Genomic DNA, 22,945 nt, shown 5'->3' with positions numbered 1-22,945 from the left:
GGGCATTATCGAGAAAGGAAAAATTCAGCAGTAATTGGAAAAAAGCCCAACAGGAAATCGCCAAACTCTATCAACGTATAGGCAACATTCGTCAGGACTTTATCAATAAGGTTGCGTTGGATCTGAGCAAAAAACACGCTGTGATCTATCGCGAGGACTTAAAGATAAAGAATATGACGGCAAGTGCCGCAGGGACGCTTGAAGAACCAGGTCATAATGTGGCACAGAAATCGGGCTTAAACCGGGCGATATTGGATCAGGCCTGGGGGAAGTTTTTCCAACGATTGCAGTGGAAGTGTGAGCAAAGAGGCGGGATCGTCATTAAGGTGTCGCCTCAGTACACTTCCCGGACTTGTCCGATATGTGGGCATGAGTCAAAAGAGAACCGCAAGAGTCAGGCGAATTTTAAATGTCTGGCTTGCGGTTATCAGGACAATGCCGACATAGTGGGAGCAAGAAATATTAAGGTGCGCGGGCAGTGCATGTCAGCCTGTGGGGAACTCGGCGAAGAAGGCCGAGCTCGAGTGAATCGGCGGATGGAGTCAATCCATTGCGCGGGTCAGCAGCAGGAACCCATCGAAGTGATCATCGGCGAGAGCCGATGACGCAGTAGGGAATCCCCGTTGTTCACTACGGGGAGGATGTCAAGCTACACAATACGGATTTGCTTGGCTCATCTCGTTTATCGATTTCAGAGGTCGGTTTTGTTGAACAAGAAGGAGTTCAGGGTACAAACATTCGGCGAATTGCAGATTTTGAATTCAGTCGCAATATCGATAATTTCCGTAAATGTTACCTGAAGGGAGCTTATAGAGGAGTTCCCTATCCGTATATTTAGAAAGTCATGATGGATAATCTGCCAAAAATTGTCATTTGCTAAGGAATGAGCGGCTACGTCTGCATAATGTTTTCTGAATTTTTAGCTTTTTCCAAATAGGACATTTCTATATTTGGTAAAAGCGAACCTTTCACGTTGTCCTAACAGTTTTTTATGTTACTGGACCTGTCGAGATTCAAAACTTTGGCGATATTAAGGTTCAGATTTTCCGAAGCCTAAAAGAAAAAACTATCAGGGCATAAAATACGGCTTAATTGAATACTAAATGTCATGATATGGTAATGTTTTTTACATGGTATTTTCAAATAATATCTAATAGCCATACATTGTCATTACAAATCCAGTGAATTATGAGGAGATAGCATGTCTCAGGCAATAGTTAGTATCCGCATGGATTCAGAATTGAAGAAAAATCTTGAGGCTGTCTGTACTGAGTTAGGTTTAAGTATGACGACGGCGTTCACGATTTTTGCGAAAAAGATGGTTCGTGAGAAACGAATCCCTTTTGATGTGGCTATTGATCCTTTTTATTCAGATTCAAATTTAAGGCATTTGCAAGAAGGTATTAAGGAGCTCAATGTCGGTCACGGAATTTCTCATGATCTGATCGAGGATTAATTGTGAAAATTAACTATGAGCTTATCTTTTTGACGTTAAGGCTGAGCCGTTTGTATTGTGCCATCGATGGAAGTTGGCGCAATTCAACACAGGCAAGAACAGCTACACAAGTCATGAGTGTTTTCGCAAAACTGTACCTTAAAAAACGAAAAGTGCTCCGGTATGCAGTAATATGTGCAGATTATTGATTGTTTTCTAACAAAATGAGTTTAATTAAGGCTACAGCCACCGTTTCATCCCTCACTCTTTTATCCCGCATTACAGGCGTAGTGCGAGATATGCTCATTGCGCGCTACTTTGGTTCAAGTGCCGCAACGGATGCTTTTTATGTCGCTTTCCGTCTGCCCAATATGCTCAGACGCCTTTTTGCCGAAGGTGCTTTTCAACAAGCCTTTGTACCGATGCTCTCGGACGTTAAAGCTACGAAGTCTCAAGATGAGGTCAGAAGCTTCATTGATCGAGTTTTCAGCCTTTTGGCAAGCGTCTTGGTTTTAACGAGTTTAATCGGTGTAATCGCCGCTCCGATTCTCGTTTGGTTAATTGCAGGGGGTTTAGCTCAAAACCCTGAAGGGTTTGATCTGGCGACCGAGATGACCCGTTGGATGTTTCCCTACATCTTCTTTATGAGCCTTGTGGCGATGAGTGCAGGTGTTCTCAATACCTGGAAGCATTTTGCGATTCCTGCCTTTACGCCGGTGCTCCTTAATATCTCCTTTATTACCTTTACGCTTTTGCTTACTCCGCATCTGGATCGTCCTATCTTTGCATTGGCCGTGGCTGTGATCGTGGGCGGCGTATTGCAGTTAAGTATTCAGATTCCGTCGTTAAAGAAGTTGGGTGTTTTGCCTCGCCCCGTCAATCCTTTTAAAGCCGCCAAGGACGCCTCCGTTATCCGTGTGATGAGACTCATGATCCCCGCGCTTTTTGGGGTGGGGGTGGCTCAGTTGTCTCTTTTGATTAACACCAATATTGCCTCGCGTCTGGGAACGGGGTCGGTGACGTGGCTTTCTTTTGCCGACCGTTTGATGGAATTTCCGACGGCACTTTTGGGGGTGGCGTTGGGTTCTGTCTTGTTGCCGAGTTTATCGGCGGCTTTTGCCAAAAATGACCTTGTCCGATACAACGCCCTGCTCGATAACGGTCTGCGCCTGGTGGTTCTTTTGGCTATTCCCGCGGCGGTGGGTTTGGGGCTGATGGCCGATGCTTTGGTGGCATTTCTGTATCAAGGTAAAAACTTCTTAGTCTCTGACGTCTACCAAACGAGCCTTGCCGTGATGGGCTACTCATTCGGTCTTTTGGGCCTTATTGCGATTAAGATTCTGGCACCGGCTTTTTACGCAAGAAAAGATATCCGCACGCCCGTGAAAGTAGCAGCAGTGAGCCTTGTGTGCGTGCAGCTGTGCAATATCTGTTTTGTGCCGCTTTTTGCGCACGCTGGCTTAGCTTTGTCAGTAGGGGTGGGCAGTTGCATTAACGCCGCCACGCTTTTAGTGATTTTGATTCGTCGAGGGCAATATCAACCGATTAAAGGTTGGGGATTATGGCTAGGTCGCATCATTATCGCGACGCTTGCCATGGCTGCGGCGATTGCCTTTTTGCAGCAGGGGATTGACTGGGCTGCGATGCAAAGCGAGTGGCTCAAGCGCGCTGGTCTCATTTTCCTTTACATCGGCGCTGCCCTTGTCGTTTATTTCGGACTTTTGGTGGTGATGGGTTTAAGACCCCGTCACTTAAAGCCTCGCTACGATATCTGAACAATATCTTCTTCTCGGTCAAACGGCATACACTCGGGCCACTGAATCAGTTGATCGTGGTCCGTAGTGTCAATGGCGGCAGGACCCGTCTCAGCGGTATTGACGGCAAAATTAAGTTTTGCGTAAACATTGGCTAAGTCGTCCAACATGACTTCTTCGGCATCAAGCCTTTCGTCTTCCAGTCGTTCAACCGTTTCAGACAACGTTTCCAAAGCATCCGTGAGAGCATCGATGAGCCATTGGCGATCAACAGACATTTTTTCGTTCCTAATCGTTAAAAATCCCCAAAAGACAACGGGATCTATTTAGAATTCGACAAGTATACGTGAATCAGTATTACGATTGATTCCAAGAAGTATTTTCGTAAGCAAAAGTTCGTCGTCTGCAGCTTAAAAAGGAACAGGGGGACGACGGGGCGGGGGAGCCAAAGATGAAGAGTTTTTCCAAAAAGGCCTTGGTGTTGGGTGTGATGCTCGCGGTGGGAAGTGCCGCTCAGGCAGCTTATCTCGGTCAACTTCAAGTGACAAGCCAAAGCAGTCAAAATTTTCAGGCCACATTCCTGGTGCATGATGTTTCGCCCACAGGGACGTCTTTAACGGCTCGTCTTGCTCCTGCCGATACCTATGCCAAGTACGGCATTACGATGCCCGAAAGTGCTAAAGGTTTGAATCTGGCACTCATCAGTAAGTCTCCGCTTACGCTTCGTATCACGGGCAATAAGCCTGCAGTTGAACGCGCATTTCCCCTTTTAGTGGAACTCAATGAAGGCGGCCGAATCACGGTTCGTCAGTACAACATTCACGTGGGGGCAACGGGTACCGTTGAACCCGTGGAAGTTGTAGCCATGGGCGCGGCGCCGGTGACTGAAGCCAAACCGGTTGAAGCGGCGCGTCAAGCCCCGGCAGCCAAGCCTGCCACCGTCCGTGCGGCGCAACCCGTGCAGTCAGCCAAGACTGAAATGACGCCATTGGAGCGCATGCAGTCTAAGAATTACGATTTGAGTAAACCTGTTTTGGTAGAAGCCGGCTACACCCCTTGGTCATTGGGCGTGCTCTATCAAAAGCGCTATCCCAATGCGAGCGTTAACCAGGTGTTGGTGGCCTTGGCCATTGAAAACCCGGAAGCCTTCCCCGCGGGTAACGTCCGTCAATTAAAGGCAGGGGCTAAGGTGACCGCTCCATCCGCTGCTTTAGTCGAATCCATCAATGCCCAAACCGCCCGTGAAATTGTTCAAAAGGGTCTTTCCATTGATGAAGTGGCTCAAAGACCGGCGCCGATCAAGGCTAAGCCTAAGAAAGCTGAACGTCCGGCTCCTCAGAAGACCGTAAAGCCTGTTGAGCAAACAAAGCCTGAGGTGACTAAACCTGAGGTGTTAACGCCCGTGGCCGAACCGGTAAAGACTGAGCCCGTTGCCACGCCGGAGGTCACGCCCGATAGTACTGTGACGACGACACCGACTGAAACAGTTACCCCGACAGAGCCCTCAGCAGACACGCAAACCGCGCCTCAGTCTGAGACCACACAAGCTCCTGTGACCGACGGAGTGCTCTCAGCCGAACAAAATACGACTGAACCGGAACCTACTGTACAGGAATCCATGCCTACGCTTGAAATCATGACCGATGAGCCGGCGCCTGTTGAAGAGGAATCGAGCTCCTGGTTCTGGTACCTCCTGATTGTGTTGATGTTGGGTGCGGCAGGATTTATATACTGGCGCACAAAGCAAGGCCGCTACGTGGACTTCCAGTCCTTTAAGAACGTGATGAATAAGGGTCGTCGCGAAGAGCCGCAGGCTTTCCGTCAAGAAGCGCCGCAAGTGACTCAACCGCGTGCTGTTCAACCCCAGCCTGCTGCCACGGTTGAAACGGTCAAGCATGAACCGGTTCGTGAAGAGCCTCGCATGGCACCGCGTCCTGCACCTGTTCCCGAAATGCCCCGCACGGTTGAGCAGACCAAGACCACGCAAACGGCATCAGCCAATGTATTTGATCTGGTGGCAGATGATGAACCGCTTCAGACACCCGCTCCTGCTCAAAAACCTGAGAAGGCAGCCCCTGCAGTGGACGATCACGGAATGAAGGATTCGCTTGATATGGCTCGCTCCTTCATTTCGATCGGTGCAAAGAACGAAGCGATTGCACTTTTGCAGGAAGTTTTGCAAAAGGGTAGTGCCGCGGATAAGGCACAGGCTGAAGCGCTTTTAAAGCAAGTGCATGAGCGCGCCTGATGCGGGTTGCTTTAGGCATTCAATATAACGGAGCGGCATTTTGCGGTTGGCAAACCCAACCCGAAGTGCCCAACGTTCAGGATACGTTGGAGTCGGCACTGAAAGCATTTGCAACAGTGCCGATTTCGACTGTCTGCGCCGGTCGCACCGACACTGGTGTTCATGCCACGCACCAGGTAGTGGATTTTGAAGCACCGGTTACGCGTCCCATGACCGCGTGGGTGCGAGGCGTCAATACTTTTTTACCTGAGAGTGTGGCTGTTCGCTGGGCATGCGAAGTGCCTGACGATTTTTCTGCACGATTCAGTGCCACTGAACGCACCTATGAGTATTGGATACTAAATGACCCCGTTCGCTCTCCCCTTATGAACGGTCTCGTGGGCTGGGTTTTCAGACCCTGCGATGAAGTCAAGATGCAAGAGGCCGCCCAATATCTGTTGGGCGAGCAGGACTTTACGAGTTTCAGGGCATCTGAATGTCAGGCTAAAAGCCCCGTGAGAACGATCCATGAAGTTACGGTTAAACGTTATGACCGGATGATCGGCATCAGACTCCGAGCCAACGCCTTTTTACACCATATGGTCCGCAACATTGTGGGAAGTCTTGTTTATGTGGGGACGGGTAGGGAAAGCGTTGCCTGGTTTAAAGCGGTGCTTGAAGCTCGCAACCGTACGGTGGCTGCACCCACATTTTCTGCAGCAGGACTGTATTTGGTAGGTGTGCACTATCCTGAAGAATTGGGATTACCTTCCTATAGTCCTGCTCCCTGGATCTTTTGATTTTCCTTTTGTCTAAGTCGATTGTTTGTTGTTGGGATTTTCTCGAGTTGCTATCTTCCCAATGTGTTCAAGAGCGATACCAATTAATCGATCGGTATGATCGGCCAAAAATAAGGGAATATTCAAAAGGTCATTGTCGAGCTTTAAGTTTTCAAGAGAAAACCGGATTCTCAGTTTGATTTGATCAGGAAAGAGTTCTTTAATTTTTTTGAGGCTTGCGCTTTTGATATTGGTGTCGGACTTAACTTCTATTGGGAAAATATCATTTTCGCGTTGGATAAGAAAATCGACTTCGTGGGGCGGATTGAGTTGACTCCAGTAGCGAGGGACAACCTCGAATTGAGAGATCAGACTTTGAAGAACAAAGTTTTCCGTGAGCGCACCTTTAAATTCCGAAAAGAGACGGTTTCCCTCCCCGAAAGCGCTCGGTGATAACTGAGACAGACAGCGAAGCAGTCCGACATCAACACAGTACAGCTTAAATGCACTCAAATCGTCGTAGGCAGCCATCGGTAAACCGAGCTTATTACATCGATAGACTTTATGAACTAAACGCGCATCCACTAACCATTGCAAAGCATCTTCGTACTCTCGGGCGCGAGCTCCGTTTTTGACAACTTTGTACAAAAATTTTTTGTTTTCCCTTGCTAATTGGGAGGGAAGCGACTTCCAGATCATAGAGATCTTAGGGTATTGGCTGACACTCGGGTGTTTGGCAAAATCGCGTTCGTAGGCTTCTAAAATAGCTGAAAGTGTCTCTTGCATTAATTCTCTGTTTCGAGCTTGAGTCCACATTAAAACCGATTCCGGCATTCCTCCTGTGACAAAGTACATTTTCAGTTTTTCCACGAGAGGATTGAAAAAGGCATCCGGTATTGGTTCTATTGAGTTAATGCTGCTAAGGTAAGAGGCGAGATTATTGTCTGAGTTGGCCAGTAAGAACTCGTCAAAGGTCATGGGATCTATTTGAAGGAAATTGACTTTGCCGACGGGAAATGAGGCGGGTTTAGCCAAAGCAATACCCAGTAGGGAACCCGCACAACAGATGTGGTATTGAGGTGTGTTTTCGCAGAAGTACTTCAGAGAATTGATAACTTGCGGGCAATCCTGAATTTCGTCAAAAATAATCAGTGTTTTTTCCGGTTTGATGGATTGACCGCTCGCCATCGTCAGATTCTGAAGAATTCTCGAGACATTTTTGGTGGTATCAAAAAACTGTTTGAACTCCTCGTTTTCGTCAAAGTTGAAATAGGCTACGTTTTGGTAGTAGAGGCGACCGAATTCTTTCAAAATCCAGGTTTTCCCAACCTGTCGGACTCCCTTCAAAATAAGCGGTTTTCTGTATGGTGAGTTTTTCCAATCAATGAGTTTTTCCATTATCGAGCGCTGCATAGATATTTCCTTTCCTGTCTTGTTTATAACTTGATATTACCAACAAATCACGAAAATTTTAATAGAAATGTGAAAACTATCACATAATTATTAATAAAAATGTGATTTGTTTGTTTGAGATGTCCCGACAAAGGAAAAATGACTAAGGCATAACCTAATCAACAGTCCTCATAGTAGGCAAAGAGTTTGAATCATCAAAAAATACCAAAAATAGGTATACGGAATGGTTAGCCATATTTGATAAAATGACAGACCGTATTAATTTGTACAGAATTAATTTAAGGATAGTGTCATGAGTTGGATTGATCGGTTGTTGCCCCGAATTCATAAAAATGAATCGGAAAAGGCCGAGAAGAAAGAAAGCATGATCCCCGAGGGGCTCTGGACTAAGTGCCCCAGTTGTGAACAGGTGCTCTATACCGAAGAGCTCAAGGACTCGCTCATGGTATGCCCAAAGTGTGGCTACCACATGCGAATTAAAGCCCGTGAACGCGTGGAGAACTTTTTGGACGCGCAGGGTCAGGTTGAAATCACTCAGGAAGTGCAACCCACGGATCCCTTGAAATTTGTCGATAGCAAACCTTATCCGGCTCGCATTGCCCAGGCTCAACAAAAAACGGGTGAAACCGATGCGCTTGTTGTCAAACGCGGTACGCTTCGCGGACTGCCTGTGGTTGTCGCTGCTTTTGAATTCAATTTCATGGGCGGCTCCATGGGATCGGTTGTGGGTGAGCGGTTCGTGCGAGGGGTAGCAGAAGCTACGCGCATAAAGTGCCCCTTTATTTGCTTTGCGGCCTCAGGCGGCGCACGTATGCAAGAAGGGCTCCTCTCCCTTATGCAGATGGCAAAAACGACCGCTGCGATTGCCGGTCTTGCTCAGGAAAAGCTTCCCTTTATTTCGGTTCTGACCGATCCGACCATGGGTGGCGTTTCAGCAAGTTTCGCTTTCATGGGGGATGTGGTCATCGCTGAGCCCCGTGCGCTTATCGGTTTTGCAGGACCACGTGTGATTGAGCAGACCGTGCGTGAAAAGTTACCTGAAGGTTTCCAACGCTCGGAGTTCCTACTCAAAAAAGGCGCTATCGACATGATTGTTGATCGCCGAGAAATGCGCGCTAACATCGCTGAGATCATGGCGATGCTCATGAGAAAGCGTATTACCGATTCTGATTAATTCTTTTGAGAATTTGATTAAAATTCATTGACGTATCAGACCACGCCAGCGAGCGTGGTCGCGTCATTTTTGGATGAGAAAATGTCTCAAGGTAAAGATACTTTAACCGACTGGTTGGACTACATTTTGGCCTCACATCCCGAGAACGTGATTGAGTTGGGATTGGGTCGTATGAAGACGATGATCGCGCGTTTGGGGATTCGTTTTGAGTGCCCGGTGATCACGGTCGGCGGCACGAATGGCAAAGGCAGTACCTGCGCCATGCTGGAGTCGATTTACCGAAGTGCGGGCTATAAAACAGCGATGCACACGTCGCCTCATATGCTGCGCTTTAACGAACGGGCTCGCATTAACGGCCTGGAAGTGGCTGACCGCGTGTTGGTTGAGGCATTTAAAGAAGTGGAAGCGGCCAGAGACTCAATGCCGCTTACCTATTTTGAATTCACGGCACTGGGAATTTTGCGGGCCTTTCAAAAAGCCAAGCCCGATGTGGTGATTCTGGAAATCGGTTTAGGTGGCAGGCTTGATGCCATCAATGCCCTGGAGTCCACCGCTGCCATTGTGACCACGGTAGGCATTGATCATGAAGCCTATCTCGGCAATACCCGCGATGCGATTGGCTGGGAAAAGGCCCATATTTACCGAATGGGACACCCTGCAGTCTGCGCGGATAAAAATCCGCCTGTGAAGCTTTTGCAGTACGCAGACTCAATGGACTGTCAGTTAATGTTGGCAGGGCGCGATTTTTCAATCAAACCCGTGGATGCCGAGCAGATGAGATTTGAGATGGGCAGTCTCATTTGGGACTTACCCAAACCCGCTTTAGCCGGTCGTAACCAATTGGATAATGCGGCCGGGGTTCTGGCTCTGGTAGCCTCTTTAATGGATAAGTTGCCGGTTACCCTAGAGCAGATCGCTCAAGGCTTAAAGACCGTGCGGGTGACAGCCAGATTTGAAAAGGTAAGTGCCGATCCTTGTGTGATTTTGGATGTGGGGCACAATCCTCACGCAGCCGTGGTTCTTGCTCAAAACGTAAAAGACTTGGGATGTCGAGGCAAAACGCTTGCCGTTTTCGGTATGCTTGCCGATAAGGACATGATTGATGTGGTAAAAATCATGTCAGAGGTGATCGACGAGTGGTTTATCACGGGATTGCCGGGGCCTCGGGGGGCGACAGCTCAAGCGTTACACCGCGTGATGCTCGAAGCTGGTGTTTCAAGCAGTAAAATCACCGTGTGCGACGGGGTTGATGCGGCATTTGAAGCCGCTAAGCACCGTGCGGCAATCACTGATACAATCGTCGTCTTCGGTTCTTTTGTCACGGTTACCGCGGCTTTGCCGTTAGTCTAGAAAATGCAACCATCCGATAAGCCTACCCCTGATGCGTTTTGGAAAGAGTCTGAGCAAAAACAGGCTCAGCCGTCTTCGACTCTGAACGAAGACAAGGACTTGGAAGTCAGCCAAGTCAAGGCGCGTTTTCGTCATCGCCTGGTAGGCGCCGTGGTGATTGTGGCCGCACTCGTGACTACGCTTCCGATTCTTTTTGAAACGCCTGCGATTGAAGGCGATAAGCATGCGCTCACCGAGATTCCGCCGATTGCCAAAGAGCCTTTCTACAAAATGGAGCTTCCTGTCAATGACCGTAAGCCCGTTTCGATGCCGGCTGATGCAAGTGCCTTGAAAGATCTTTCAAAACCCAATGACGTCGGGCAAGAAGAAGCTGACAAAGTAGCAAAGTCTGATACTGAGGTAAAAAGCGAAGAGGTTGCTCCCCACAGCTATGCGCCCTCGACCGAAGGCACACTCTACATTCAGGTACTGGCCACTTCAAGTGAGGCAGGAGCTATGCGTGAGATGGCAAGATTTCAGGCTATGGGGCTTCCCGTCTATTCCGTGAAAGTTCAAAAAAAATCGGCCACCCTTTGGCGGGTGCGTTTAGGTTTATTTAAAAATCGTGAAGAAGCCGAGCGTGTTGCGAAGTTTCTCGATACGAAAAAGATTTCTCACTTACCCGTGCAGGTTGAAGCCAGTGCCAAAAAAGATATCAACCGTATTGCACCGACTCGCACCTTAAAGAGCACGGTGCAGGAAGCCAATGCCCAGGCCCGACCGGTTAAGGCAGCACCGAAAGCGCAGCCGGTTAAGACGCCTGCGGTGAAAAAGACCGCTTCTGAGCAGCCGAAAAAGGCCGCTCAGGAAATCAAAAAGAGCGCACAGGCTCCAAAAGATAAGGCTTCTGTGAAAAAGGAAGTAAAAAAGAGCACAGGTGCTGCAACTTCCGGCGCACAAAAAACGCAACGCCCGCAAACAAAACCGACGAGCGCTGATCCTTTAGGAGATCTCTTGAAGAACACACGCGAAGAAGACATAATCGCTCAAAAACTTCGGGAAGCCGCTCGTCAATAAAGAAAGGATAGACCATCGTGAATGAATTGGATTGGGCCATCATCATCGTCTTAGTGCTCTCCACCGTAGTGGGGGTAACGCGGGGCGTCGTGCGCGAGATTTTATCGATCGTGGGCTGGGTCATCGGCATTGTATTTGCCATTCGATTTTCGCCGGAACTCGCGGGCTATATCCCGCTTGAAAGTTTGGGTGTGGCCATCCGCACGATCATTGCGGCGGTGCTGATCTGTGTGGCGTGCGTCTTTGCGATCGGTCTGTTGGGAACAATTTTGCGCAAAATGCTGGAAGTGGCACGAATCAGTGCTGAGGACCGGGTTCTCGGCAGTGTTTTCGGCTTTTTGCGCGGTGTAGTCTTTGTCTGCGCGGTGGTGTTTTTGGCCGGTATGACGAGCGCGACCTCGACTCAAATGTGGAGGCACTCTGTGTGTATTCCGTTGGCGGAAAATGTGATCGATTGGATGATGCCGTTAATGCCGGATTCCATCGCCCAACTTCGCAAATAATCCGTCTTGGTGAGGTGAAGATTTTTTAATTTTTAACCGATGAGGCTATCAAATGTGTGGGATTGTGGGACTTTTCTCTCATGAGCCGGTGAACCAACGGCTCTACGATTCGCTGCTTTTATTGCAGCATCGCGGACAGGACGCCGCCGGTATCGCAACGCTTGACGGTTTGACGTTTCATATGCATAAGGCGATGGGCCTGGTGCGCGATGTCTTCAGAACGCGTGATATGCGCGATTTGTTAGGCAATAGCGGTGTGGGTCAGGTGCGCTACCCCACCCAAGGTAATGCCGACAGCAACGAAGAAAGTCAGCCTTTTTACGTCAATGCCCCTTACGGCATCATGTTTGTGCATAACGGCAACCTCACCAATGCCGAAGCGCTCAAGCAAGAGCTCTATGATTCCGACCGCCGTCACATCAACACGACAAGTGACTCCGAAGTGCTGTTAAATGTGTTTGCCGATGAACTCTCCCGCCTGACGCTAAACACAAAGATTTCGCCTGAAATCGTTTTTGAAGCGGTTCGCGGTGTGCACAAACGCGTCAAGGGCGCCTATGCCTGCATCGCCTTGATTGCCGGCAAGGGCATGGTCGCTTTCCGAGATCCCTTCGGTATTCGTCCGCTTTGCTACGGAACCAAAGAAGGCGAAAACGGCCGTGACGTGATTTTTGCGTCTGAATCTGATGTGCTTGAAGCTCAGGAATACGAGACTATCCTCAACGTGGCCCCGGGTGAAGCCATCTGGGTGGATATGCAAGGCGAGATTCACCAAGCACAGTGTGCTGAGCACGCAGAACTTGTGCCCTGCGCTTTTGAATACGTCTACCTTGCCCGTCCCGATAGTGTCATCGACGGCATTTCGGTTTACGGTGCCCGCCTGCGTTTGGGTGAATACTTGGCTCACCAGGTTGCCCGCCGTATTCCGGTTGACGAAATCGATGTGGTGATGCCGATTCCGGATAGCTCCCGACCGGCTGCTCAACAATTAGCTCAACGCCTGCGTTTGCCTTATCGCGAAGGCTTTATTAAGAATCGCTACGTGGGCCGTACCTTTATCATGCCGGGACAAGCTATCCGCAAAAAGACCGTGCGTCAGAAATTAAATGCAATGGCGGTGGAATTCAAAGATAAGAATGTGCTCTTGGTGGATGATTCCATTGTGCGCGGAACCACCATGCGTGAGATCGTTCGCATGACTAAGCAAGCCGGTGCGAAGAAGGTCTTTGTGGCTAGTGCTGCTCCCCGAGTCTGTTTCCCGAACGTCTATGGCATTGATATGCCGACGCGTGCCGAATTGATCTGCGGTGACGGTAAGGGCGATGATGAGGTCTGCAAGCTTCTTGAAGCCGATGCCGTGGTGTATCAACGTCTTGAAGATCTCAAGGCGGCGCTCCACGACATGAATCCTGCCATTGAACGTTTTGAATGCTCGTGCTTTGACGGGGAGTATGTCACGGGGGACGTGACTGAAGAATATCTGGCCAAACTTGAAGCGCAGGCCAAAGCCGCTAAGGCTAAACCCAAAAAGTCTGCAGAAGATTAATCAGACGCTGATTTAAATCGTAAGAGGAAGGAGATCCCTAATTGGAGCCTTCCTCTTTTTGTTTGGCAAATTTTTTATGACAAGTTGTTTTGTGTCTTAATTTTTTGCTACCCACCAGCTTAACTTTTTAACTGCTTTTAAAAATCTTGAGCATTTATGTTTTTTTAATCCATGAGTTATAAAAATGACGAATACTCGGGAAGTTTAAAACATAATTAATAAAACCGAATTTTTAGAAACTATTTAAATCATGAGTAAAACTATTGATCGTTCTTATGATCGCGATCGGCTCAAACAGTAGAGAGGAAATAGTTTGATCAAAGTGCTCATAGGACAGAGACGTTCATGAAAGCCATTTTTGCTACACGCGACAAACTTGATATTTATGTGTTCCAATGTCTATATGCTTTCCAGTGAGTTGGCTACCTATCTGACCGGTCGCTATTTAATTCTGGTTGAGTTTGGTGACGGCTACTCTCACATTGAAATTAAATAGAGAAATCTTGTTAAGTAGCTGTTGGGAGAACTTTAAAAACGTTACAAAATCACTGTATGTAATCTCAAAAAACGTTACAAAAGAGGGTAATGAATTATCAAAAAACGTAACAACCCGGTTGCGTAACGGCAGATTTGAGCGCACTAGTAGGCGTTTAAATTAGTGAACAATATCGTCTTGCTTGAGAACCTTAAGGATCGTGAGTCCGATAATTTTGATGTCAAACCACAAGGATTGTTTTTCAAGGTATTCGGCATCAAGAGCGGCCTTATCGTCTCCGCTGATGCAGGTTCGGCCATTGACTTGAGCCCAACCGGAAATGCCGGGCATGAGCTTGTCAACGCCGGCAGCCTTTCTCAGTTTCAACACATGCTTTTCAATCGGCAAAAGGGGACGAGGCCCGATCAGACTCATGTCGCCCACCAGCACTGACCAAAACTGAGGAATTTCATCAAGACTGGTTTTACGTAAGATGGCGCCTACACGGGTGATGTAGTGATCGGCAGTGAGAAATTGTTCTGCCGACACCACAGGAGCCCCGATACTCATTGAGCGGAACTTAGGCATGGCAAAAGGCTTGCCGTTTTTGCCGATTCTCGGGGACCAGTACAGAATGGGACCGGGGGAATCCAGTTTAATGGCAATGGATACAATAAGCGCCACAGGCACGACCAAAGGCAGGGATGCCAAAACCAGCACAATGTCGAGAAGGCGCTTCATGAATAAAGAAAAAAACTTGTAATGAGTAACTTATCTCGTAATTCTAACGTAATCGCAAAATTGAAGCGCTTTCAATTGACATCCTGACCTTGCCTGAAATTGGTTGACAGGTGAAGGTGCGGACTTTCTTCTGGACAAGTCACCTAAGTATCTATCGGTAAATTTAGTCTGCGTACAAAAATCCTCAGTGAACTGAGGTTTTTTGTTTGAAGCTCCCTCGAATGAATTCGAAGGATTCATTTTGACCAACAAGAAGCTCTTCAGGTGGAGCAATGCTCGACCTGACGTCACTTCCTGCACAAAATGTTCGCGATAGACTTCTTTTCCGCCCCTTCGGCCTTTTTTGCCTTCGGACTCGTGAGTCTCAGAACCTCTTGCGGGATTCCTTGATCGTTACAAAGTTCATGTTGGCACAGACCGCTATCGCTCAACAGCGCTTCCGCAGTCGCCCACTCTTTTAATAAGCGGGTTCGGTCATGCCCATTGTCCGTTACATAGCACGCTAAAAACGCTGACATCACATCCCTTTGAACCAGGATATCCGTCTCGCCCCAGCGATGCCATCGCTCTTTTAACGCTTTCTTTCGATACGTATCCGTTATCGGATCGTATTGCGACATTTTCAGCTCATAAGCGTTTAATTCAACCACCCGACTGTTAGCTCTCTCAGCCGAACGTTTCAAGTGACTGACAAACGCTCCCATCCCTGTCCTTGTCGTCGATTTTCCAAAGTTGCGTTGATAAGAACGGTAACTGTTCTTTTCAATTTTGATCGTACCTGCCCTTTGCAGCAGAAAATTCGCCAGTTCTCCGTGATCACGCTTGCGCGTAGCAGCCAAACACCGGTGGTGTTCAGCGAGCTTCACTTGGAGTTTTTCCATCCGATGACTGACCTTCCAAGGTTCGGGAAACGGTTTTACTGTTCCATCTTCATTGAAATGACCAGGATTATTTGCTCGTCGGGATCGGTCGATTTTTCTCTGCAAACGGCCAATCGTCTTTTCCTGCATATCCACATTAGGCGCAACTCGAACGAGTCCCGCTTCCTGTGGATGGAAATAAGCTAAGCCGCTCGGGCCCGGGTCAATACCCATCACTTCCGACTGCGGTGCGTAGATCTTTCTGACCGGAGGCATTCCCTCCAGACAGATCTGCGCAAACCAACGCTTCTTACCGTTGAGTGTCCGACGAACAATACGACAATACTTAATGCGTTTAGTTTGAGTCGGTTCAATAGGATCAGCCAACACTTCCTTGAAGTAGTCGGTATCCGGAATGATCAGTTTCAAAACTTGTTTACGCCAAATAATCGCTTGGCGCTCCGTTTTGAACATGATTTCGTGATTATCCGTTCCTTCAATGGAATTGAGTCCTTGACGAAAAGACTTAAAGCGGGGTTTACCGGCACCTAAGAACAGATAGCGTTCCAATGCCCGCCAAACGGTGCGTCCGATGCACTGGGCTTCGTGAGCATCGATGTCGTTGCGGCCGCTTGCTTTGCGATGATTATTGGCAATCGTTCTTAAACCGTTTTCAGTCAAGCCATAAGATTTTTGCAGATCGGAAAAGCGTTTACTGCGTGTTTTGCCTTTTGGCATTGAACGTGTTTCACGCCACAATTGACTCTGCCGCATTCGTTGAAGTTTGCCCAAAGCAGAACTGAGCGTGGCGTTATATAACGTCCGCCCGAACTCGAAGGCCTTTGTGAGAAACCGATTTTGTTGATCGTTCACACTAAGTGGCAGTTCGACAACGAAAGTGGGAGTAGTTGATTTCATGATCGAGGTATACTACCCGATTCTTAATTTTTGCGCCTTATCCTCTGACTGAAGTCAGAGGTTTGCGGCGTTAGAGTTTCTATCAAAATTCGTTACTCAACTGAGGATTTTTTTCTTATTTAACCTTGTATGAAATTGGTTGACTAGTTTTTTTAAATTGATTGCATTCGTATCGGTGTGTTTGAATTCGTTTAATCGTTTGAGATTGAGAAATCCGATTTCAAGTTCAGCTCAATAGCAGGCCGTGCTCTTGGTAAAATGAAATCAAGGAACACTAAGGATAATCTGTGTCAACTGGACTTTTCACTCATCAATCCTGCTATCGCCATCTGACCGGACCCATGAGTCCGGAGTCACCCAACCGGGTGACTGCGATTGAAGAGCGCTTGGTGGCCTCAGGACTTGAGAGCGCCTTTACCTACAAGCAAACCAACCGTCAGGCCCTGCTTGAGGATCTTTTGCGTGCGCACGATCAGGCCTATATTGATTTGGTACGAAAAAGTATTCCCGCAGGCGCTGAGGAACTTGTCCATATCAGCGAAGACACGGTGGTAAGCGGACAATCTTGGGTGGCAGCCTTAGAGAGCGCCGGATGTGTTTTAGAAGCTGTAGATGAAGTGATGGCAGGGCGCTTAACGAACGCCTTTTGTTGCGTGCGCCCGCCGGGTCACCACGCGCATCGGGCTTCAGCGGGGGGATTTTGTATTTTCAACAATGTGGCGATTGCGGCCCTCTACGCAAGAGAGGTTTTAAATCTTGACCGTATTGTGGTGATTGATATTGATGCGCACCACGGTGATGGCACAGAAGATATTCTTGCCGGGCAAAAAGCCATCGACTTTTTCTCCTTTTTCCAAAAAGATATCTTTCCTCACCCCGGTCTTGAATGTAAGGCTGCCAATATTCATAAAGAAGGACTCGTAGCAGGCGATACGGGAGAGGCGGCCTGCGAAATTATCCGCTCGAAGTGGGAACCTGTGATCAGAGAATGTAACCCGCAGCTGATACTCATTTCTGCAGGATTTGATGCCCACTTATCGGATGTGATGACAGGCCTTGATTTTACCGATTTGGACTATGCCCATATCACCCGAATCATTGATGACATCGCCCGTAGTGTGTGCGGCGAAAAAATCGTCAGTGTGTTGGAAGGAGGCTATGAACCGAGAAGCCTGTCTCGAGCTGTGATTGCTCATATCCGAACATTGGCTCACGTCTAAAAGGAATCGTTTGTGTCGCTTTTTTCCGCTCAACATTTAAAAGCCGGTGTCTCGGGTCGGGAAGTGTGGTCCTGGGCTGCGTTTGACTTTGCCAATTCCGGTTACACCACCGTCGTGCTCACGGCGGTTTTTAATGCCTACTTCGTGGGGGTTATCTGTGGAGAGGCTTCTTGGGCAACACTTTTGTGGACAAGCATTATTGCGGCAAGCAACATTCTTGCCATTGTCTGCATGCCGTTAATCGGTGCTGCCACGGACTTGAAAGCCAATAAAAAGTTTTGGACCGTATTGATGAGCCTATTGTGTATTTTGGGGACAGTGGGATTGGCTTTCACGGGTTCGGGAACGGTGTGGCTTGCCGTCATAATGGTGATCGTCAGCAACTTTGCTTACAACATCGGCGAGACGCTCAATTCCGCTTTTCTGCCTGAAATTGCCGATGAAAAGTCAATGGGCAAGGTCTCGGGCTGGGGCTGGAGCTTCGGTTATTGTGGGGGACTTTTGACCTTAGGCTTGAGTTTGGCTGTGGTTCTTTTTATGCAGTCAAAGGGAGCAGGAGCTGAAGACTATGTTCCTTACACGATGATCATTACCGCAGCGGTGTTTCTAGTAGCGGCCCTGCCCTTGGCTTTGTGGTTAAAGGAGCGCGCTCAGCCCCGAACTGAAGCGGCATTCTGGACTCTGGTGAAGCAATCCCAGGCCAGTCTCATTGAAACCTTTAAAAGTTTGCCTCAGCACAAAAATTTTGCTTGGCTCGTGGCTAGCGGTTTGTCCTTTCAAGGCGGTATTGCGGTTGTAGTAACGCTTGCTGCCGTCTACGCCGATCAGGCGATGGGCTTTACGCCCGATGAAACCATTCTTTTGGTATTGCTCGTTAATATCACTGCGGCAATCGGTGCCTTTGCTTTCGGCTATGTTGAAGACCGTATCGGGCACAAAAATGCGTTGATCGTAACGCTTTTAATATGGATTGCTATGGTGGGTGTGGCTTACTTTGCGCAGACCAAACCCGTATTTTGGATTGCTGCGAATTTAGCAGGTATTGCAATGGGCTCGAGTCAATCGGCCGGGCGAGCCTTGGTGGGGGTGCTGGCTCCCCCTAAAGATCGTGCAGCGTTTTACTCTTTTTGGAATATGGCGCTTTGGGTCGCCAACATTATCGGGCCCATGACTTACGGTTACATAACGTGGCTTACCGATAATGATCAGCGCTTGGCTTTATTGTGCACGGGACTCTTTTTTGTCGTCGGTTTGATTTTGCTCTTACCTATGCAGCTTAAGCATCGTGAAGGTTGAAGTTCTTAACTTTTTGCGGATCACACGAGTTTAGGCGATTCTAAAGAAGTCTAAAAATATTTCAGATTTTGTGTTGGAAAATTTCGGAAAATCTGAAAAAAGTCTTCATAAAATACAAAGGTAAATTTTGGAATTTAGTGAGAAACGGAATGCAATATTTGGAACGTACTTTAGAAACCGTTTTAACTAATGTTTCTTCGGTCTACAAAGGAGTCGTGGTGTCCGGCATGCGTCAGGTAGGTAAAGGTACGCTCTTAAAGCATCTTGGCCGAACCAGACGATACCTGACATTGAAAGACAGTCGTTTGCTCAGAATGGCTAAGCAAGCACCGGAGCAATTTTTGCAGATGAATCCTCCTCCTATTTCGGTGGACGAAATTCAGTGGGCGCCCGAACTTTTCCCCGCATTGAAAGCCTATTTTGACGAAACCGATGAAAAAGGTTTGGTTTGGCTTTCAGGTTCTCAACGCTTGGCACTTTGGGCAAATGTTTCAGATAAGTTACCCGGGCGAGTAGCGAGTTTTGATCTGCTGCCTTTGTCAATCTACGAACGGGAGGGCATTGGCAAGCTGCAGCAACCTTATGTTCCCAGTTTCAATCTTAAGCGACAACTGCCGGAAAAATCGCCCTCAGATACTTGGAGGACCGTGTTTCAAGGTGCGTGGCCTGATGTTTTGAAAGCAGATGCTCAAGAGCGTCAGATTTTCTTTAACCAGCTCGTCAATTTGTATATCGCCAACGACGTCGTTCAACTCAATAGCATTGAAAAACGACTGGAATTTCAAAAATTTTTAGCTGTTTTGGCTACCCGAAGCGGGCAGGAATTAAATTACGCAGATATTTCTAAAGCCTGTGGAATCAATTTCCCGACAGTGAAGGCTTGGTTATCTATTGCAGAGGCAAGCGGCCTTATTTATTTATTGCCTCCGTTTTTTGAGAATATTGAAAAACGATTGGTAAAGTCACCTAAATTGTATTTTGTGGATACCGGTTTGGTGTGCTACCTGCTAGACATTCAATCGCCTGAAGAATTGGCTCGGTACTACAACCGTGGAGCCATTTTTGAAACATTTGTGGTCACTGAAATTTTGAAAAGTTGGGTGCATAACGGACTGAATCCTAACTTTTATTTTTATCGGGATTTTGAGCAAAACGAAGTTGATCTTTTAATTCATGCCGGTGGGAAATACCATCCGGTCGAGATCAAATCCTCGGTGTCTGTTGAACAAAAGAAATTGAGCGGATTGGAAAGTTTCAGAAAAAGTGTCAAAAACACGGGGCTCGGCGCCGTCATTTCGATGACGCCTGAGCCTTTTGCGATGAATCCTGAAACGGTTTATCACTCCATTTGGTCGATTTGATCAATTGAACCTGAAGATTGTTTTTGGAGCTCTAATCATTATGTCTCTTTGCTTAATGTCGTTAAGCTTAACGACATTAAGCTTAACGAAGTGAAGGAAAATTGGTTTCACTCCGATTTTTCTCTGTTCTAATGATCAAAGGGCTTAGTTGAGCAGCCATTGCACAAGATTGAGTTGCTTAATGCCGTCAAAGTTTCTTCCTTTTCCTAAACTATCCATTGTCAAAAGGTAGCGGGGATGGGCATCCTTCAGCCCGGAAAAAGCGTTGAGTTCGCGCTCAAGGGTTTTCGGATCAAGTACAGTTTGCGAGACTTGATAGTAGGCAAAACCGTCATTCGTTTGGACAACAAAGTCGATTTCTTTTTGGGTGTTTTTGCCGATGCACACTTTTTTGTAACGCCTACTGAGCTCTAAATACACAATATTTTCCAGCAAGTGACCATAATCTTTGACGGGAGTCGTAACCAAATGGTGTCTGAAACCTATGTCCGAGAGGTAGTACTTTTCTTCGCTTCGAAGGGTCAATTTTCCTCTGACATCAAAGCGAGGAACGCGGTGCACAAAGTAGCTATCAACCAGTGCGTTCAAGTAGGTAGAAAGCGTCAGACGAGAAATATCGACTTTTTGTGTTTTCAATGTATTAAGAATCGAAGTGGTTGAAAGGGCACTTCCGACGTTTGATGACAACAAACAACAAAGTCTGAATAAGGTTTCGGTATCGCGGAGTTTAAGCCTCCAGGATATGTCCTTCAGAATGATGGACTGAATGAGGTCGCTGTAGTAGATATCGATATGTTCTGGATCGTCTCTGTCTCGAACTAAAGCAGGGAAACTCCCGATTTGAAGATAGCGTTCGAAATCTTCCTGTTCTGAAAGTCCATCTTCTAAGACCGCTTGGCGGAATTCCTTAAAGGAGAGCGGCAACATCTCTACTTTGGTGTAGCGACCGGTCAAGAAAGTCGCCAATTCGCCTGAGAGCAAATAGGCGTTGGATCCGGTCACGTAGAGGTCGATGTTTTGTCGTTTTGTAAGGCTCGCAATAACCTCCTCAAAATGAGCGCAAAGCTGCACCTCATCGATGAAGACGTAATGGACGGACTCGTCTTTAAGGTGATCCAAAACATGGGAATGAAGCACTTGTGGTTCGCGCAGACTTACTTGGAGCAAGTCATCTAACTCGATCGAGATTATATGGTCGGCGGCGACTCCGCTTTTGAGAAGTTCTTGCTGAAACAACTTAAGCAAAAAAGATTTGCCGCACCGTCTTGGGCCCATGATGACCTTAATTAAGCCATTGTTACGGAATCCTTTAAGTTTGCCAATGTATTCAGTGCGGGGAATGACTTTGTTTAACATAGTAATCAATCTTCAAAATACTAATATAGTTTGACTAATATAATATATAAACAATGTCGATTTTTAAAATATGTTAAACATATTTTCAATTTCATGGTTGAACTGTCAGCTAAATACTCAAGAGATCTTCCAGTGCAGGGTTGCCTTTTTGAAGTAAAGCATTTTGCATAGCGCTGTAGGCTGTTTTTCGTAATGCGGGTTTAAGTTTTTCAATCACGATCGGCAATAACCGAGCTGAGGTGCTCAACAGTATCAGTTCCTCTTTCTCTATGAGGTTGGCAAAGAGGAATGTTTCTTTTAAACGATTGAGGGTAAATCCATATTGAATCAGGTCCTCTTTTTTGCAGCTTACCCATCCCCATGCTTCATAGGGGGCAGCTCGGTAAGTGCCCAGGTTTAAAAGGGTGAGACTACCCGCGTGAATTCGAATAATGGAAATAAAGTCCTGCTCAGTGTTGCGCGTGTACGCTTGCGCACTCCAGAAATCCTCTTGGGTTTGGTCCGGTTTAGGGATGACTTTTTGAACAAAAGTTCTGGCAACGGGAAAGATCTGAGGCCAGGTGGGATGCGAGCGGGCGGTATCAAATTGGTGACGAAGACCCGGGTGCATCGCCTGATAGACGAGCAACCAGTGTTTGGTCGTGGTCGGCGAAGAGTCCGGATTGAGCCATCCGTGCACTTCGTCTTCACTCATAATATCGGAGAGCGTTCTTTTTCTTGAGTCTTTTTTCTCTCTTAAAGCAATATTGTCAAGCGCAATGCCTTTTCTCTCTGCTAAGGCGATCAATTCTTTTTCTTTGTCATCAACATATTTGGCCAACACTGGTTTAAAAGCCAACTCTTCAATCACCACTCCGCGGCTTAAATGTTGTTCAAATCGAGCGGGCATATTGTTGGTTTTGCCGATGTAGGCGACGTTGCCCGGGCGAATTTGAAGGTAGATTCCCGAGAGGATCATCGCATTTTCAAACAGGCTCACGACACTTGTAACACCTCTGACGTCAGCAATTCGTTCAAAACCCAATTGGAATGCGGCATTCATGCCGAAAGTAGAAATTTTTGCCATGTTACATTTTTACAATTTGTTAAATTTTTTGGAGCAAAAGATCATAGTCTGGATCAATTAGATCATTGATTTTAATAGGAAAAATCAATTGGACGAGCTCATTTTTCTCATGGTTAAATACTCTCCGATGACAGTTGCTTTTTGGGGATTTTCCATGAATTTTCGTAAGCTCTTCACGGCTCCGGTTAAAACACAAAATGAGTATGCCGACCGAATTCTCAGTGAAAAAATCAGTCTTAAAGAGGTGTTGGATACCGCGTATTTTTTCTTTGCGTTGATCATGGTCTCTCCTTACTATGAAATGGACAGTGACGGTGAATTGCACCGTCGTTTGCGGTTAAGAATGTCGTCAAGAGTTCCTCCGGCAATAAAATGGGGAAAAAATCCTAAATATTGGTTCTGACATCGCATTTGA

20 protein-coding genes are annotated in these 22,945 nt (G+C 47.3%); 14 read left to right on the top strand and 6 right to left on the bottom strand.

Annotated features, from left to right (window positions below; genetic code table 11):
- From H5985_RS07100 to murJ, 3 genes are all read left to right on the top strand, one after another.
- On the top strand, positions 1-605 hold a 605-nt coding region (locus H5985_RS07100), incomplete at its 5' end, for an RNA-guided endonuclease InsQ/TnpB family protein (protein ID WP_205050619.1).
- Between the two features lie 596 nt (positions 606-1,201).
- Positions 1,202-1,456: a type II toxin-antitoxin system RelB/DinJ family antitoxin gene (locus H5985_RS07095; RefSeq protein ID WP_205050618.1), complete on the top strand. Its 255-nt coding sequence runs from the start codon at positions 1,202-1,204 to the stop codon at positions 1,454-1,456.
- Between the two features lie 203 nt (positions 1,457-1,659).
- The gene (gene murJ, locus H5985_RS07090) at positions 1,660-3,210 is read left to right on the top strand and encodes a murein biosynthesis integral membrane protein MurJ (RefSeq protein ID WP_205050617.1); all 1,551 of its coding nucleotides are present in this window, start codon (positions 1,660-1,662) and stop codon (positions 3,208-3,210) included.
- Here murJ and H5985_RS07085 read toward each other — a convergent pair.
- Entirely contained in the window at positions 3,198-3,467 is a 270-nt protein-coding gene (locus H5985_RS07085) for a hypothetical protein (protein WP_205050616.1), read from the bottom strand. The two genes, murJ and H5985_RS07085, sit on opposite strands and share 13 nt — an antisense overlap.
- Positions 3,468-3,640: 173 nt before the next feature.
- Between H5985_RS07085 and H5985_RS07080 the strand changes: the two genes are divergently transcribed.
- Both H5985_RS07080 and truA read left to right on the top strand, forming a co-directional pair.
- Positions 3,641-5,437 carry a FimV/HubP family polar landmark protein gene (locus H5985_RS07080; RefSeq protein WP_205050615.1) on the top strand — a complete coding sequence of 599 codons (1,797 nt, stop codon included), beginning with the start codon at positions 3,641-3,643 and terminating at the stop codon, positions 5,435-5,437.
- Entirely contained in the window at positions 5,437-6,216 is a 780-nt protein-coding gene (truA, locus tag H5985_RS07075; protein ID WP_205050614.1) for a tRNA pseudouridine(38-40) synthase TruA, read from the top strand. Before H5985_RS07080 ends, truA begins: the two co-directional genes overlap by 1 nt.
- 12 nt (positions 6,217-6,228) lie before the next feature.
- Here the strand turns inward: truA and H5985_RS07070 are convergent, their stop codons facing one another.
- On the bottom strand, positions 6,229-7,608 hold the full coding sequence (locus tag H5985_RS07070; RefSeq protein ID WP_205050613.1) for an ATP-binding protein: 1,380 nt from the start codon (positions 7,606-7,608) through the stop codon (positions 6,229-6,231).
- Positions 7,609-7,900: 292 nt separating this feature from the next.
- Between H5985_RS07070 and accD the strand changes: the two genes are divergently transcribed.
- The 5 genes from accD to purF all read left to right on the top strand — a co-directional run bounded on the left by accD (position 7,901) and on the right by purF (position 13,237).
- Positions 7,901-8,782, top strand: coding sequence for an acetyl-CoA carboxylase, carboxyltransferase subunit beta (gene accD, locus H5985_RS07065; protein ID WP_205050612.1), 882 nt, complete (start codon positions 7,901-7,903; stop codon positions 8,780-8,782).
- An 81-nt stretch (positions 8,783-8,863) separates the two neighbouring features.
- Positions 8,864-10,132, top strand: coding sequence for a bifunctional folylpolyglutamate synthase/dihydrofolate synthase (locus H5985_RS07060; RefSeq protein ID WP_205050611.1), 1,269 nt, complete (start codon positions 8,864-8,866; stop codon positions 10,130-10,132).
- Between the two features lie 3 nt (positions 10,133-10,135).
- Positions 10,136-11,188 carry an SPOR domain-containing protein gene (locus H5985_RS07055; protein ID WP_205050610.1) on the top strand — a complete coding sequence of 351 codons (1,053 nt, stop codon included), beginning with the start codon at positions 10,136-10,138 and terminating at the stop codon, positions 11,186-11,188.
- Between the two features lie 17 nt (positions 11,189-11,205).
- On the top strand, positions 11,206-11,691 hold the full coding sequence (locus H5985_RS07050) for a CvpA family protein (protein ID WP_205050609.1): 486 nt from the start codon (positions 11,206-11,208) through the stop codon (positions 11,689-11,691).
- A 52-nt stretch (positions 11,692-11,743) separates the two neighbouring features.
- Complete coding sequence (purF, locus tag H5985_RS07045) at positions 11,744-13,237, top strand: amidophosphoribosyltransferase (RefSeq protein WP_205050608.1); 1,494 nt, start codon at positions 11,744-11,746, stop codon at positions 13,235-13,237.
- Positions 13,238-13,892: 655 nt separating this feature from the next.
- Here purF and H5985_RS07040 read toward each other — a convergent pair.
- Together H5985_RS07040 and H5985_RS07035 are read right to left on the bottom strand one after the other, a co-directional pair.
- The gene (locus tag H5985_RS07040) at positions 13,893-14,453 is read right to left on the bottom strand and encodes a sugar transferase (RefSeq protein WP_205050607.1); all 561 of its coding nucleotides are present in this window, start codon (positions 14,451-14,453) and stop codon (positions 13,893-13,895) included.
- Positions 14,454-14,740: 287 nt separating this feature from the next.
- A complete protein-coding gene (locus tag H5985_RS07035) occupies positions 14,741-16,231 on the bottom strand; it encodes a hypothetical protein (protein WP_205050606.1) in 1,491 nt (496 codons plus the stop codon).
- A gap of 287 nt (positions 16,232-16,518) precedes the next feature.
- On the opposite strand from H5985_RS07035, the gene H5985_RS07030 reads away from it, so the two are divergent.
- The 3 genes from H5985_RS07030 to H5985_RS07020 all read left to right on the top strand — a co-directional run bounded on the left by H5985_RS07030 (position 16,519) and on the right by H5985_RS07020 (position 20,108).
- Complete coding sequence (locus H5985_RS07030) at positions 16,519-17,451, top strand: arginase family protein (protein WP_205050605.1); 933 nt, start codon at positions 16,519-16,521, stop codon at positions 17,449-17,451.
- A 12-nt stretch (positions 17,452-17,463) separates the two neighbouring features.
- Complete coding sequence (locus tag H5985_RS07025; RefSeq protein WP_205050604.1) at positions 17,464-18,747, top strand: MFS transporter; 1,284 nt, start codon at positions 17,464-17,466, stop codon at positions 18,745-18,747.
- A gap of 149 nt (positions 18,748-18,896) precedes the next feature.
- A complete protein-coding gene (locus tag H5985_RS07020; protein ID WP_205050603.1) occupies positions 18,897-20,108 on the top strand; it encodes an ATP-binding protein in 1,212 nt (403 codons plus the stop codon).
- Positions 20,109-20,252: 144 nt separating this feature from the next.
- Here the strand turns inward: H5985_RS07020 and H5985_RS07015 are convergent, their stop codons facing one another.
- Positions 20,253-21,383, bottom strand: coding sequence for an ATP-binding protein (locus tag H5985_RS07015; RefSeq protein WP_239481687.1), 1,131 nt, complete (start codon positions 21,381-21,383; stop codon positions 20,253-20,255).
- 190 nt (positions 21,384-21,573) lie between these two features.
- On the bottom strand, positions 21,574-22,530 hold the full coding sequence (locus tag H5985_RS07010; protein ID WP_205050601.1) for a GIY-YIG nuclease family protein: 957 nt from the start codon (positions 22,528-22,530) through the stop codon (positions 21,574-21,576).
- 88 nt (positions 22,531-22,618) lie between these two features.
- Here H5985_RS07010 and H5985_RS07005 point away from each other — a divergent pair, with 88 nt between their 5' ends.
- The gene (locus tag H5985_RS07005) at positions 22,619-22,933 is read left to right on the top strand and encodes a hypothetical protein (protein WP_205050600.1); all 315 of its coding nucleotides are present in this window, start codon (positions 22,619-22,621) and stop codon (positions 22,931-22,933) included.
- Positions 22,934-22,945 lie beyond the last annotated feature (12 nt).

The organism is Parasutterella secunda (assembly GCF_016901835.1).
Classification (GTDB): Bacteria; Pseudomonadota; Gammaproteobacteria; order Burkholderiales; family Burkholderiaceae_F; genus Aphodousia; species Aphodousia faecavium.
The sequence above is the reverse complement of the archived record's forward strand: the minus strand, read 5'-3'. Positions and strand labels throughout refer to the sequence as shown.

Bases quoted from the DNA above. Each gene is read 5' to 3' on its own strand.
- H5985_RS07095 (WP_205050618.1), top strand. From the start codon at position 1,202: ATGTCTCAGGCAATAGTTAGTATCCGCATGGATTCAGAATTGAAGAAA.
- murJ (WP_205050617.1), top strand. From the start codon at position 1,660: ATGAGTTTAATTAAGGCTACAGCCACCGTTTCATCCCTCACTCTTTTA.
- H5985_RS07085 (WP_205050616.1), bottom strand. From the start codon at position 3,467: ATGTCTGTTGATCGCCAATGGCTCATCGATGCTCTCACGGATGCTTTG.
- H5985_RS07080 (WP_205050615.1), top strand. From the start codon at position 3,641: ATGAAGAGTTTTTCCAAAAAGGCCTTGGTGTTGGGTGTGATGCTCGCG.
- truA (WP_205050614.1), top strand. From the start codon at position 5,437: ATGCGGGTTGCTTTAGGCATTCAATATAACGGAGCGGCATTTTGCGGT.
- H5985_RS07070 (WP_205050613.1), bottom strand. From the start codon at position 7,608: ATGCAGCGCTCGATAATGGAAAAACTCATTGATTGGAAAAACTCACCA.
- accD (WP_205050612.1), top strand. From the start codon at position 7,901: ATGAGTTGGATTGATCGGTTGTTGCCCCGAATTCATAAAAATGAATCG.
- H5985_RS07060 (WP_205050611.1), top strand. From the start codon at position 8,864: ATGTCTCAAGGTAAAGATACTTTAACCGACTGGTTGGACTACATTTTG.
- H5985_RS07055 (WP_205050610.1), top strand. From the start codon at position 10,136: ATGCAACCATCCGATAAGCCTACCCCTGATGCGTTTTGGAAAGAGTCT.
- purF (WP_205050608.1), top strand. From the start codon at position 11,744: ATGTGTGGGATTGTGGGACTTTTCTCTCATGAGCCGGTGAACCAACGG.
- H5985_RS07040 (WP_205050607.1), bottom strand. From the start codon at position 14,453: ATGAAGCGCCTTCTCGACATTGTGCTGGTTTTGGCATCCCTGCCTTTG.
- H5985_RS07035 (WP_205050606.1), bottom strand. From the start codon at position 16,231: ATGAAATCAACTACTCCCACTTTCGTTGTCGAACTGCCACTTAGTGTG.
- H5985_RS07020 (WP_205050603.1), top strand. From the start codon at position 18,897: ATGCAATATTTGGAACGTACTTTAGAAACCGTTTTAACTAATGTTTCT.
- H5985_RS07015 (WP_239481687.1), bottom strand. From the start codon at position 21,383: ATGGGCCCAAGACGGTGCGGCAAATCTTTTTTGCTTAAGTTGTTTCAG.
- H5985_RS07010 (WP_205050601.1), bottom strand. From the start codon at position 22,530: ATGGCAAAAATTTCTACTTTCGGCATGAATGCCGCATTCCAATTGGGT.